General features: G+C 68.2%; 13 protein-coding genes. 10 read left to right on the top strand and 3 right to left on the bottom strand.

Annotated features, from left to right (window positions below):
* Window positions 1–16: 16 nt before the first annotated feature.
* The 5 genes from MKCMC460_RS19360 (at window position 17) to era (ending at window position 4,722) form a co-directional block, all read left to right on the top strand.
* Window positions 17–796, top strand: a complete 780-nt coding sequence (locus MKCMC460_RS19360; RefSeq protein ID WP_236982196.1) for a 16S rRNA (uracil(1498)-N(3))-methyltransferase — start codon at window positions 17–19, stop codon at window positions 794–796.
* 68 nt (window positions 797–864) lie between these two features.
* Complete coding sequence (locus MKCMC460_RS19355) at window positions 865–1,917, top strand: PhoH family protein (RefSeq protein ID WP_236982198.1); 1,053 nt, start codon at window positions 865–867, stop codon at window positions 1,915–1,917.
* Between the two features lie 18 nt (window positions 1,918–1,935).
* The gene (ybeY, locus tag MKCMC460_RS19350) at window positions 1,936–2,469 is read left to right on the top strand and encodes an rRNA maturation RNase YbeY (protein WP_236982200.1); all 534 of its coding nucleotides are present in this window, start codon (window positions 1,936–1,938) and stop codon (window positions 2,467–2,469) included.
* Window positions 2,466–3,749: a hemolysin family protein gene (locus MKCMC460_RS19345; protein WP_238304709.1), complete on the top strand. Its 1,284-nt coding sequence runs from the start codon at window positions 2,466–2,468 to the stop codon at window positions 3,747–3,749. Before ybeY ends, MKCMC460_RS19345 begins: the two co-directional genes overlap by 4 nt.
* A gap of 73 nt (window positions 3,750–3,822) precedes the next feature.
* Window positions 3,823–4,722: a GTPase Era gene (gene era, locus MKCMC460_RS19340; protein WP_236982202.1), complete on the top strand. Its 900-nt coding sequence runs from the start codon at window positions 3,823–3,825 to the stop codon at window positions 4,720–4,722.
* A 17-nt stretch (window positions 4,723–4,739) separates the two neighbouring features.
* Here era and MKCMC460_RS19335 read toward each other — a convergent pair whose 3' ends face one another.
* Entirely contained in the window at window positions 4,740–6,245 is a 1,506-nt protein-coding gene (locus MKCMC460_RS19335) for an amidase (protein WP_236982204.1), read from the bottom strand.
* Between the two features lie 61 nt (window positions 6,246–6,306).
* On the opposite strand from MKCMC460_RS19335, the gene recO reads away from it, so the two are divergent.
* From recO to MKCMC460_RS19320, 3 genes are read left to right on the top strand one after another with little or no spacing between them, the layout of a single operon-like run.
* Window positions 6,307–7,104, top strand: coding sequence for a DNA repair protein RecO (gene recO / locus MKCMC460_RS19330; protein ID WP_236982206.1), 798 nt, complete (start codon window positions 6,307–6,309; stop codon window positions 7,102–7,104).
* Window positions 7,097–7,990: a decaprenyl diphosphate synthase gene (locus tag MKCMC460_RS19325; RefSeq protein WP_236982208.1), complete on the top strand. Its 894-nt coding sequence runs from the start codon at window positions 7,097–7,099 to the stop codon at window positions 7,988–7,990. Before recO ends, MKCMC460_RS19325 begins: the two co-directional genes overlap by 8 nt.
* The gene (locus tag MKCMC460_RS19320) at window positions 7,991–8,389 is read left to right on the top strand and encodes a hypothetical protein (RefSeq protein ID WP_236982210.1); all 399 of its coding nucleotides are present in this window, start codon (window positions 7,991–7,993) and stop codon (window positions 8,387–8,389) included.
* 8 nt (window positions 8,390–8,397) lie between these two features.
* Here the strand turns inward: MKCMC460_RS19320 and MKCMC460_RS19315 are convergent, their stop codons facing one another.
* Window positions 8,398–8,790: a Fur family transcriptional regulator gene (locus tag MKCMC460_RS19315; RefSeq protein ID WP_236982212.1), complete on the bottom strand. Its 393-nt coding sequence runs from the start codon at window positions 8,788–8,790 to the stop codon at window positions 8,398–8,400.
* A 49-nt stretch (window positions 8,791–8,839) separates the two neighbouring features.
* Complete coding sequence (locus tag MKCMC460_RS19310) at window positions 8,840–9,244, bottom strand: helix-turn-helix transcriptional regulator (protein WP_236982214.1); 405 nt, start codon at window positions 9,242–9,244, stop codon at window positions 8,840–8,842.
* Between the two features lie 214 nt (window positions 9,245–9,458).
* On the opposite strand from MKCMC460_RS19310, the gene MKCMC460_RS19305 reads away from it, so the two are divergent.
* The gene (locus tag MKCMC460_RS19305) at window positions 9,459–10,844 is read left to right on the top strand and encodes a glycine--tRNA ligase (RefSeq protein WP_236982216.1); all 1,386 of its coding nucleotides are present in this window, start codon (window positions 9,459–9,461) and stop codon (window positions 10,842–10,844) included.
* 376 nt (window positions 10,845–11,220) lie between these two features.
* Window positions 11,221–12,405: a PPE family protein gene (locus MKCMC460_RS19300; protein ID WP_236982217.1), complete on the top strand. Its 1,185-nt coding sequence runs from the start codon at window positions 11,221–11,223 to the stop codon at window positions 12,403–12,405.
* Window positions 12,406–12,484 lie beyond the last annotated feature (79 nt).

Raw genomic sequence — 12,484 nt, 5'->3', positions numbered from 1 at the left:
CCGGGTCGGGCCTCGTATGGTGGCCACGCTGTTCTACGTCGATGCGCTGCCGGACGCCGGCGCGCTGGTCGAGGTAGCCGGCGACGAAGGCTTCCACGCCGCCACCGTGCGGCGCATCCGGCCGGGCGAGGAACTGGTGCTCGGTGACGGCGCCGGCGCGCTGGCCCGCTGTGTGGTCGAGCAGGCGGGGCGCGACGGCCTCGCCGCCCGGGTGCAGCAGCGGTGGACCGTCGCACCGGTGGTGCCTGCGGTGACGGTGGCGCAGGCGCTGCCCAAGTCCGAGCGTTCCGAACTGGCCGTCGAACTCGCCACCGAGGCGGGCGCCGATGCATTTCTGGCCTGGCAGGCGGCGCGGTGCGTGGCCAACTGGGAAGGCGCCCGCGCGGACAAGGGGCTGCGGCGGTGGCGGGCGGTGGCCCGTTCGGCCGCGCGCCAGTCCCGGCGCGCGTACATCCCGCCGGTCGACGGCGTGGTGTCCACCAAGGCGCTGACAGCGCGGGTTCGCGACCAGGTCGCCGCGGGCGGAATGGTTTTCGCGCTGCACGAGTCGGCCGTCGAACCGTTGGCGAATTTTGCTGGGGCGCAAGCTGATTCGGTGTGGCTGGTGGTGGGTCCCGAGGGCGGTATCGCCCCGGAGGAAATCGCAGCGCTGACCGAAGCCGGTGCCGTCGCGGTCCGGCTGGGCCCGACCGTGCTGCGCACCTCCACCGCGGCCGCGGTGGCGCTGGGAGCGCTGGGGGTGCTCACGTCGCGGTGGGATCGCCTTGCCGATTGTGACTTCGACGACGGCACATAACGGTGGCGGACCGGCGTTAGACTGAGAAGCCCCGTCCGATATCCCAGGAAGCAGGCACCAGAAGCCACGTGACGCCACGCGAGACCCGCGCTGCCGACTCCGCTCAACAGGCCAACGCCCAGGTGCGCAGCAGTATCGATGTTCCGTCCGACCTCGTCGTGGGCCTACTGGGTTCGGCCGACGAAAACCTCCGTGCTCTGGAACGCGCGCTCAGTGCCGACCTGCACGTGCGCGGCAACACGGTGAGCCTGTCCGGCGAACCGGCCGATGTCGCCCTGGCCGAACGCGCGCTCTCCGAGCTGGTCGCGATCGTGGCCGGCGGCCAGACGCTGACGCCCGAGGTGGTGCGCCGCGGCGTCGCCATGCTGGTCGGGGCCGGCAACGAATCGCCGGCCGAGGTACTCACGCTGGACATCTTGTCCCGGCGCGGCAAGACGATCCGGCCCAAGACGCTCAACCAGAAGCACTACGTCGACGCGATCGACGCCCACACCATCGTGTTCGGCATCGGCCCGGCCGGCACCGGTAAGACCTACCTGGCGATGGCAAAGGCCGTGCACGCGTTGCAGACCAAGCAGGTCACCCGCATCATCCTCACTCGCCCCGCGGTGGAAGCCGGTGAGCGCCTGGGCTTTCTGCCCGGCACGCTGAGCGAGAAGATCGACCCTTACCTGCGGCCGCTTTACGACGCGCTCTACGACATGATGGATCCCGAGCTGATCCCGAAGCTGATGTCGTCCGGGGTGATCGAGGTGGCTCCGCTGGCGTATATGCGCGGCAGAACGCTCAACGACGCGTTCATCGTCCTCGACGAAGCGCAGAACACCACCGCAGAGCAGATGAAGATGTTCCTCACCCGGTTGGGTTTCGGCTCCAAGATCGTGGTCACCGGCGACATCACGCAGATCGACCTGCCCGGCGGCGCCCGCTCGGGCCTGCGGGCCGCCGTCGACATCCTCGACGACATCGACGACATCCATATCGCCGAGCTGACCAGCCAGGACGTGGTCCGTCACCGCCTGGTGGGGGAGATCGTCGACGCCTACGCGCGGTACGAGGAGCCCGGCGCCGGACTGAACCGGGCGGCTCGGCGCGCTTCGGGCGGCCGCAATCGTCGATGATGAGTGCGTGAGGGTGTTATGAGCATCGAGGTATCCAACGAGTCGGGCATCGACGTCTCCGAAGTCGAACTGGTCAGCGTCGCGCGTTTCGTCATCACCAAAATGGACGTCAACCCCGCGGCCGAGCTGTCGATGGTGCTGCTGGACATCCCGGCCATGGCCGACCTGCACATGCGGTGGATGGACCTGCCCGGCCCGACCGACGTGATGAGCTTCCCGATGGACGAGCTCGAACCCGGTGGCCGGCCCGACGCACCCGAACCGGGCCCGGCCATGCTGGGCGACATCGTGCTGTGCCCGGAATTCGCCGCCCAGCAGGCCGCCGCGGCGGGCCACACCCTCGGGCACGAACTCGCGCTGCTCACCATCCACGGTGTCCTGCACCTGCTCGGCTACGACCACGGCGAGCCCGACGAGGAGCGGGAGATGTTCGCGCTGCAGGACCGCCTGCTCGAGGAGTGGGTCGCCGAACAGGTCGAGGCCTACCGCCAGGACCGGCAGGAGGAGCGCGACCGCCGGCTGCTGGACAAGTCGAGGTACTTCGACAATTGACCGGTCTGTCCCAGCTGCTCGGTGCGGTCGTGTTGGTGGCGCTGGGCGGCATCTTCGCGATGGTCGACGCCGCCGTCAGCACGGTGTCGCTGGCCCGGGTGCAGGAATTGGTGCGCGACGAGCGGCCCGGCGCGCGGTCGCTGCTCAAAGTCATGACCGACCGCCCCCGCTACATCAACCTGGTGGTGCTGCTGCGGATCGTGTGCGAGATCACCGCGACCGCGCTGCTGGTGGTCTTCTTCCAGTTCGGTCACAGCCTGGGCTGGGGGCTTTTCTACGCGTCCACGATCATGGTGGTCACCAGCTTCGTCGTCATCGGTGTCGGCCCGCGCACCCTCGGGCGGCAGCACGCGTATTCCATCTCGCTGGCGACTGCCCTTCCGCTGCAAGTGCTCTCGTGGCTGCTGATGCCGATCAGCCGGTTGCTCGTGGTACTGGGTAACGCGCTGACTCCTGGCCGCGGTTTCCGCAACGGGCCGTTCGCCTCCGAAATCGAGTTGCGCGAAGTCGTCGACCTGGCCCAGCAGCGCGGCGTGGTCGCCGCCGACGAACGCCGGATGATCGAGTCGGTCTTCGAGCTCGGCGACACCCCCGCGCGGGAGGTGATGGTGCCGCGCACCGAGATGGTGTGGATCGAGGGCGACAAGACAGCCGGGCAGGGGATCGCGCTGGCGGTGCGCAGCGGTCACTCGCGGCTGCCGGTGATCGGCGAGAACGTCGACGACGTTCTGGGTGTCGTCTACCTCAAAGACCTTGTGCAACAAGCATTCTTCTCCGCCGACGGGGGTCGCGACATCCTGGTGTCCAAGGTGATGCGTCCGGCGGTTTTCGTGCCGGACTCCAAGCCGCTGGACACGCTGTTGCGCGAGATGCAGCGCGACCGCATCCACCTGGTGCTGCTGGTCGACGAGTACGGCGCCATCGCCGGCCTGGTGAGCATCGAGGACGTGCTCGAGGAGATCGTCGGCGAGATCGCCGACGAGTACGACGAAGCCGAAACCGCGCCGGTGGAGGAACTGGGGGACAACCGGTTCCGGGTCTCGGCCCGGCTGCCCATCGAAGACGTCGGCGAACTGTACGGCGTGCAGTTCGACGACGATCTCGACGTCGACACGGTGGGTGGGCTGCTGGCCCTGGAACTCGGTCGTGTCCCGCTGCCCGGCGCCGAGGTGGTGTCGCACGGCTTGCGGCTGCACGCCGAAGGTGGCCGTGACCATCGGGGCCGGGTCCGGATCGGCACCGTCCTGCTCAGCCCGGCCGAGACAGAGGAAGATAAGTGACGCGCAGAGTGCAGTCACGGCGCGAAGCGGCGCCGAAACCAGCCGTGGACGCACGCTGGGCGCAGGGGGCGCGGTGAGCGAGTTCCGCTCGGGCTTCGTGTGTTTGGTGGGCCGGCCCAACACCGGTAAGTCGACCCTGACCAACGCACTGGTCGGCGCCAAAGTGGCGATCACCTCGATGCGCCCGCAGACCACCCGGCACACCATCCGCGGCATCGTGCACCGGGAGAACTTCCAGATCATCCTGGTCGACACCCCCGGCCTGCACCGGCCACGCACCCTGCTCGGTAAGCGCCTCAACGACCTGGTCCGCGACACCTACACCGAGGTCGACGTCATCGGGTTGTGCATACCTGCGGACGAGGCGATCGGTCCCGGCGACCGCTGGATTGTCGAGCAGATCGGTTCGGTCGCCCCGAAGACCACGTTGGTGGCCATTGTGACCAAGATCGACAAAGTACCCAAGGACCGGGTGGCCGCACAGTTGGTCGCGGTCAGCGAACTGGTCCCGCAGGCCGCCGAGATCGTCCCGGTGTCAGCGGTTTCCGGGGCGCAGGTGGACGTCCTGACCGACGTGTTCGCCGCGGCACTGCCACCCGGGCCGGCCTATTATCCCGACGGCGAGCTGACCGACGAGCCCGAAGAGGTGCTGATGGCCGAGCTGATCCGCGAGGCCGCGCTCGAGGGTGTGCGCGACGAGTTGCCGCACTCGCTGGCGGTGGTGATCGACGAGGTCAGCCCGCGTGAGGACCGTGACGACCTGATCGACGTGCACGCGGTGCTCTACGTCGAGCGGGATAGCCAGAAGGGCATCGTGATCGGCAAGGGCGGCGCCCGACTGCGCGAAGTGGGCAGCGCCGCGCGCAGTCAGATCGAGAAGCTGCTCGGCACCAAGGTGTACCTGGACCTGCGGGTCAAAGTCGCCAAGAACTGGCAACGCGACCCCAAACAGCTTGGCCGCCTTGGCTTTTAGTCGGCCACCGCTGACAGCTAGCGTCTTTTCGACACGGACGGCACGCTGTGCATCGGCGGCGTGCTGTTGCCGGCGCTCCACCACGCCGTCGGTTGCTTGGCCGCCCATCCGCTGAACGCCTCCAATTCGGCGGCCAGCGAAATCAGCATGCCCTCGCTGTTGGCCGGTCCCATCAACTGCACACCGATGGGTAACCCCTCAGCGGTGAAACCGGCCGGCACATTGATCGCCGGCCAGCCCAGCACGTTCCACGGCCAGGTGTAGGGGCAGGCGGCGATGATGGCACGGTCGGTGCCCAGGCTGCTCAACCGGTCGAAGGCCCGGGCCTGCGGCGGGGGCTGCGCGGTGGTCGGCGCCAGCACCACGTCGACGATGTCGAAGATCGATCCCACCCGGCGCTGGTCTGCGGCCTCGTGGCGGCGCGCTGCGCGCAGCGTCGCCTGCGACAGCATGTGGCCGGTGCGCATGTTGGACAACGTGCGGGGGTCCCAGTTGACGCCGTCACCCATGCGGTCCTGCCACGCCCACAACGCGGAAGTGGATCTGGCCAGGAAATCCCAGGACAGCCGCATGCCGTAATCCGGGTTCCCCTTGACCACGGTGTGGCCGAGCAGCTCGAGTCGTTCGCCCACCTGCTGGATGGCGGCCAGGATCTCGGGATGCAGTTTGGCCCGGAAGAAGGTGTACGGAAACCCGGTCGACAGCGCGATCCGCAGTGGGCCGGGCGCGCGGCTCACGTAATCGGACGCGGTCAGTGGGGGCGGCTGGTGCAGGTCGCCCTCGACGTTGCCGGACGCCGCGTCCAGCACCAGCGCGGCGTCGGCCACCGTGCGGGCCAGCACGCCGTTGACGGTCAGGCCGTTGAACGACTCGGGTTCGGGCCAGGTGGAGATGCGGCCGCGTTGGGGCTTGATGCCCACCAGATGCGTCCACGCGGCCGGGATGCGGACGCTGCCGGCGCCGTCGGACCCGATGGCGGCGGTCACCAGTCCCGCCGCCACCGCGGCCGCACTACCGCCCGAGGAGCCCCCCGGCGTGTGCCGGCGGGACCACGGGTTTCGGGTGTGCCCGAAACCCGGCCCGCTGGTGAACGGCCACTGGCCCAGTTCGCAGGTGTTGGTCTTGCCGACGATCACCGCGCCGGCCGCTTTGAGGCGGCGCACCACCTCACTGTCCGAAGCGGCGGGCCGGACGTAGCCGTCGGTGCCGTAGGCGGTCGGTACCCCGGCCACGTCGACGTCGTCCTTGACCGCGATCGGGATGCCCAGCAGGGGTGCGGTGTCCCCGGCGGCCCGGCGTCGGTCGGCCGCCGCGGCGTCGGTCAACGCGGACTCGGTGAGCACCACCCGGAAGGCGTTCAGGGTGGACTGGCTCACATCTATGGCATGCAGCGACCGCCGGGTCAGCTCCGCGGAGGTCACCTTCCGGGTGGCCAGCTGGTAGAGCAGGTCGGTCAGGGTGGGCAAGCGCTGCTGGCCGGAGCCGGATACGGCCCCAGAACCAGACCCAGAAGCGCCAACCACGGGGTACGAGACTAACGGCGCGGATACCCGAGATGTCGCGGCGGGGTGCAAAACTATTGTGATGCGGCTATATCGAGACCGGGCTGTTGTGCTGCGCCAGCACAAGCTCGGCGAGGCCGACCGGATCGTCACCCTGTTGACCCGTGATCACGGGCTGGTGCGCGCGGTGGCCAAGGGCGTACGCCGCACCCGCAGCAAATTCGGGGCGCGGCTGGAGCCGTTCGCGCACATCGACGCCCAGCTGCATCCGGGCCGCAACCTCGACATCGTCACCCAGGTCGTCTCGATCGACGCGTTCGCCACCGACATCGTCAGCGACTACGGCCGCTACACCTGCGGGTGCGCGATGCTGGAGACCGCAGAGCGGCTGGCCGGTGAGGAGCGGGCGCCCGCCCCGGCGCTGCACAAGCTCACCGTCAGTGCGCTGCGGGCGGTGGCCGACGGGCGCCGGCCCCGCGATCTGCTGCTGGACGCCTATCTGTTGCGCGCCATGGACACCGCCGGCTGGGCCCCGGCGCTGACCGAATGTGCCCGCTGCGCCACCCCCGGTCCGCACCGGGCGTTCCACATCGCGGCCGGCGGCAGCGTCTGCACGCACTGCCGGCCGGCCGGTGCGACGACGCCACCGCTAGGCGTGCTGGACCTGATGTCGGCCCTGCGCGACGGCGACTGGGAATGCGCCGAGCGCTCGCCGCAGGCGCACCGCAGCCACGTCAGTGGACTGGTGGCCGCGCATCTGCAATGGCATCTGGAACGGCAACTCAAGACGCTGCCGTTGGTGGAGCGCAACTACCAGGCTGATCGCACCCTGGCCGACCGCCGCGCCGCGCTGATCGGGCAGGATAGCGAGTGTGGCTAGCAAGGCCGAGCGCAAGCTGAGGTCCGCCGACTTCCCGCAACTGTCCCCGGCGCCGCACGACTATCCGACGTTTCCCGACACCTCGACGTGGCCGGTCGTCTTCCCGGCGCTGCCGCCGTCACCCGACGGCGGACCGCGGCGGCCGCCGCAGCACACCTCGAGGGCCGTCGCGCCCCGGATCCCGGCCGCCCAGTTACCCAACCACGTCGCCATCGTGATGGACGGCAACGGCCGCTGGGCCACCCAACGCGGCCTCAGCCGCACCGAGGGGCACAAGATGGGCGAAGCGGTTGTCATCGACATCGTTTGCGGCGCAATCGAACTCGGGATCAAATGGCTCAGCCTGTATGCCTTCTCCACGGAGAACTGGAAGCGCTCACCCGAGGAGGTCCGCTTCCTGATGGGCTTCAACCGGGACGTGGTGCGCATGCGCCGGGTGAACCTCAACGACATCGGGGTCCGAATCCGCTGGGTCGGTTCCCGTCCGCGCCTGTGGCGCAGCGTGATCAACGAACTGGCGATCGCGGAGCAGATGACCGCCCGCAACGACGTCATCACCGTCAATTACTGCGTCAACTACGGTGGCCGCGCCGAGATCGCCGAGGCCGCCCGCCGGATCGCCGACGAGGCTGTGGCCGGCCGGCTCAACCCGGACCGCGTCACCGAGGCGACGATCTCGCGCCACCTGCAGCGGCCCGACATCCCCGACGTCGACCTTTTTCTGCGGACCTCGGGCGAACACCGGTCCAGCAACTTCATGTTGTGGCAAGCCGCCTATGCCGAGTTCGTCTTCCAGGACAAGTTGTGGCCGGACTACGACCGTCGCGATCTGTGGGCGGCCTGCGAGGAGTACGCCTCGCGCAATCGACGATTCGGGAGCGCCTAGATGTCATCCCTGCAGCAGCGCCTGAAACCGCTCCTGAGCGACGTACTTCCGGTGGCGGAGGAGGCCGACGGCGCCATCACCGTCCGGCACCACGGAACGTTCGCATCGCTGCGGGTGGTCAACATCGTCGAGGGCCTCGACATGATCTCGCTGACCCAGGTGATCGCCTGGGATCTGCCGTTGACCCGCAAGGTCAGTGACCAGGTGGCGCGTCAGGGGCGGGAGCTGAACTTCGGCTCGGTCACCGTGCTGGACAAGGACCCCGGCAAGAGGAAAACCGGTGACGTGATGCTGCGGTACAACTTTCCCGGTGCCGGCCTGTCCGACGACGCGCTGCGCACGCTGATCCTGCTGGTGCTCGACAGCGGCGCGCAGATTCGCGATGAGCTGATCGGTTAGCGCAGCGGTCAGCCGCGGCAGTCCGAGCAGGTGCCGAAGATCTCGATGGTGTGGCTGACGTCGGAGTAGCCGTACTTGCTGGCCACCTCCGCGGCCCAGGTCTCGACCTCGTGGTCGCCCACTTCGATGGTGGAGCCGCAGCTACGGCACACCAGGTGGTGGTGATGATGATCCGAGCACCGCCGATACACCGATTCGCCGGTATCGGTGCGTAACATGTCCACCAGGCCGGCGGTCGCCATCGACTGCAGGGTGCGATAGACCGTGGTCAGGCCGATGTTCTCACCGCGGCGACGCAACTCGTCGTGCAGCTCCTGCGCGGAGCGGAATTCGTCGAGCGTTTCCAGCAGCGTCGAGATGGCCGCCCGTTGGCGGGTGGAACGGACGCTCGTCCCGGTCATCTATGCCGCTCCTCCTCATCGCGTCGCTCTGCACCGTCGCCGGCGGATCTCACGGATTGTCCTCGCTCGCGTGCGCCACCGCGTCGACCACGATGTGCGCCAGGTGATGGTCGGCGAGCCGGTACAGCACTTCCCGTCCGGAGCGTTCGCCGGACACCACCCCGGCCGCCTTGAGGATCTTCAGATGCTGGCTGACCAGCGGCTGCGGCACGCCCAGCGCGTCCACCAGCTCGTGTACGCAGCGCTGGGATTCGCGGAGCTGCAGCACGATGGCGATCCGCACCGGGGCGGCCAGCGCACGCAGCAGTTCGCCGGCGGCGTCGAGGATTTCCCGCGACGGCGGCGTCGGATAGGCGGCGGCTGGGGCAAAGGCATCGACGACGTGGTCATGCGGACCGACCAGATCCTCATCGGCGGCGGAGGACGGGGGCGTAGGCGTCCAGGGCGACGTCACCGTTTGGAGTCACCACCTCTTGAGGTTCCGCGCAACTGGCTGCTGCTTGTGTACCGAGGACTCGTCGACATCCGTCCGCGGCTGCCCTCCACTGTCACATGCATGATGATGCATGTCAAAGACCGTGGCAACGGTCGCTACCATGACTGAGGTTTTGCGGGCCGCCCCCTCGGGCCCCGCGTTCGGCTGACTCTCCGAAGGGAGCCCACGGCCCGTGGCGTCTGTTATCGACACCGTTGTCAACCTTGCCAAACGGCGCGGCTTCGTCTTTCCCGCCGGCGAGATCTACGGTGGCACCAAGTCGGCGTGGGACTACGGTCCGCTGGGCGTGGAACTCAAGGAGAACATCAAACGGCAGTGGTGGCGGGCGGTCGTCACCGGCCGCGACGACGTGGTGGGCCTCGATTCGTCGATCATCCTGCCGCGCGAGGTGTGGGTGGCGTCCGGCCACGTGGAGGTCTTCCACGACCCGCTGGTGGAGTGCCTGAACTGTCACAAGCGGCATCGTCAGGACCATATGCAGGAGGCCTACGCCCTCAAGAAGGGCCTGGACGACCCCGAGGCCGTGCCGATGGCCGAGATCGTCTGCCCAGACTGCGGCACCAAGGGTCAGTGGACCGAGCCGCGCGAGTTCAACATGATGCTCAAGACCTACCTCGGCCCCATCGAAACCGAAGAGGGACTGCACTATCTGCGTCCGGAGACCGCGCAGGGCATCTTCGTCAACTTCGCCAACGTGCTGACGACCTCCCGCAAGAAGCCGCCGTTCGGCATCGGGCAGATCGGCAAGAGCTTCCGCAACGAGATCACTCCGGGCAACTTCATCTTCCGCACCCGGGAGTTCGAGCAGATGGAGATGGAGTTCTTCGTCGAACCTTCGACGGCCCGGGAGTGGCACCAGTACTGGATCGACACCCGCCGCCAGTGGTACGTCGACCTCGGCATCGACCCGGAGAACCTGCGACTCTACGAGCACCCGAAAGAGAAGCTGTCGCACTACTCCGACCGCACCGTCGACATCGAGTACAAATTCGGCTTCGCCGGCAACCCGTGGGGCGAGCTGGAGGGCATCGCGAACCGCACCGACTTCGACCTCTCGACGCACAGCAAGCATTCCGGTACCGAGCTGACGTACTACGACCAGGGCAGCGACACCCGCTACACGCCGTACGTGATCGAACCGGCGGCCGGCCTGACCCGGTCGTTCATGGCGTTCCTGATCGACGCCTACACCGAAGACGAAGCGCCGAACGCCAAGGGCGGTATGGACAAGCGCACCGTGCTGCGGATCGATCCGCGACTGGCGCCGGTCAAGGCCGCGGTGCTGCCGCTGTCGCGGCACGGCGACCTGAGCCCCAAAGCCCGCGACCTGGCTGCTGAGCTGCGCAAGTCCTGGAACATCGAGTTCGACGACGCCGGCGCCATCGGCCGCCGCTACCGCCGACAGGACGAGATCGGTACGCCGTACTGCGTGACCGTCGACTTCGACTCGCTGCAGGACAACGCCGTCACCATCCGTGAGCGCGACGCGATGAGCCAGGAGCGGGTCGCGATGGACAGCGTCGCCGATTACCTGGCGGTGCGGCTGAAGGGCAGCTGATTCGCTGCTTCCGCTGCAATTTCTTTCTGGAAGGGAATTTCAATTTATGAATTTCCCGTGTCGGCCGCCGGAGATGAATTCGTTGCGGACAATTTCTAAAGCGTGTCGGTTCATGTTGGCGGCCGCGGTTACGGCGTTGTCGTCTCGGCAGCAGGCCGCGGCGGGACTGCAGCGCCTGCCGGGGCATCTGCCGGAGCCCGGTAGGCGGAGCGTATCGCCGGTCAGAACAGAATCCTGAATCCCTCGGGAACTATCCCGGCGAAAGTCAAGACACCAGCCGACGTATGCCTTAAAATCCGCCCGTGGACTGGCTCTCGCGACGGGTCGCCACATCCGGGTTGGCGCCGTTGACGCGGCTGGCTGGGTTGGGGTTGCGATGATTTTGGACTTTGCGTGGTTGCCGCCGGAGATCAACTCGGCGCGGATTTTCGCCGGTGCCGGTTCGGGCCCGTTGCATGTGGCGGCGGCGGCCTGGGAGAGTCTGGCCGCGGACCTGTCGGGGTCGGCGAGTTCGTTCGATTCGGTGATCACCGCGTTGGCGGGTGGGCCGTGGGCGGGTCCGGCGTCGGCGGCGATGGTGGCTGCGGCGACGCCGTATGTGGGCTGGTTGAGTGCGGCGGCGGCGCAGGCGACGGCGGCGGCGTTGCAGGCGCGGGCGGCGGCGACGTCGTTCGAGGCGGCGCTGACGGCGACGGTGCATCCGTTGGCGGTGGAAGCCAATCGGGTGTCGTTGGCGACGCTGGTGGCGACGAATTTTCTGGGGTTGAACACGCCGGCGATCTTTGCCAACGAGTTCGATTATGTGGAGATGTGGGCGCAGGATGTGGCCGCGATGCTGGGGTATCACTCGGGTGCCACGGCGGTGGCGGAGAGTTTGACCCCGTTCAGCGTGCCGCCGCTCGATCTGGCGGGCCTGGCGTCGACGGTCAACGCGAACGTCGTCGGGTTCGCCACGTCGGCGTCGGCGGCGCTGAGCCCAGTGGCACAGGGTGTCGCCGAAGGAGCCTCGGAGCTGGTCGCGGGAGCCCAATCGTTCGCCGCCGCGGTACCCGTGTCAACGCTGATGTCGGTGGTTCAGGCCGGGGCCATGCCGGCCAGCATGCTCATCGGTCCGCTGACCCAGCTCGGACAGACGGCCAGCACCAGTACCGCCGCCAGCCTGGCCAGTGCCACGGAAGGCCTGGCAGACGTGCCCAAGTTCGTCGGAGAGACGGCGCCAGCCCTCAGCGGACTGGGTGGCGGTGCCGGAATCGGCGCGGGCATGGCCGGAGATCTGGGCAAGGCTCACCTGGTTGGCGCGATGTCGGTGCCGCCGGCCTGGGAGGGTTCGGTGCCCAAGGGCATGGCCAGCTCGGCGATGACCGGCTTCGGTGCGATGCCCAATCCGGCGGCGATGGCCCAGGCCGCCGGCGGTTCCGGAACGGGCATGATGCCGATGCCGATGCCGATGGGCGGCGGCGCCGGTGGCGGCATGCCTGGCGGCCCGTTGGGCCGCGGCGGCGCCAGCCCGCACGTACTGCAGAACCGGCCGAGCGTTATTCCGCGGACCGGTGTCGGTTAGTGCGAAATTTGTGCACGGCGCACGTTCCGGCGCGAATATGATGAACGAGTAACTGTCTCGCTTCGGTTCACAAAACTCC

The sequence above is a fragment of the Mycobacterium sp. 20KCMC460 genome, assembly GCF_022179425.1.
GTDB classification, from domain to species: Bacteria; Actinomycetota; Actinomycetes; order Mycobacteriales; family Mycobacteriaceae; genus Mycobacterium; species Mycobacterium kiyosense.
The sequence above is the reverse complement of the archived record's forward strand: the minus strand, read 5'-3'. Positions and strand labels throughout refer to the sequence as shown.

Excerpts from the sequence above, each read along its gene's own strand:
- MKCMC460_RS19360 (WP_236982196.1), top strand. The coding sequence starts at position 17 with ATGGTGGCCACGCTGTTCTACGTCGATGCGCTGCCGGACGCCGGCGCG.
- ybeY (WP_236982200.1), top strand. The coding sequence starts at position 1,936 with ATGAGCATCGAGGTATCCAACGAGTCGGGCATCGACGTCTCCGAAGTC.
- recO (WP_236982206.1), top strand. The coding sequence starts at position 6,307 with ATGCGGCTATATCGAGACCGGGCTGTTGTGCTGCGCCAGCACAAGCTC.
- MKCMC460_RS19320 (WP_236982210.1), top strand. The coding sequence starts at position 7,991 with ATGTCATCCCTGCAGCAGCGCCTGAAACCGCTCCTGAGCGACGTACTT.
- MKCMC460_RS19315 (WP_236982212.1), bottom strand. The coding sequence starts at position 8,790 with ATGACCGGGACGAGCGTCCGTTCCACCCGCCAACGGGCGGCCATCTCG.
- MKCMC460_RS19300 (WP_236982217.1), top strand. The coding sequence starts at position 11,221 with ATGATTTTGGACTTTGCGTGGTTGCCGCCGGAGATCAACTCGGCGCGG.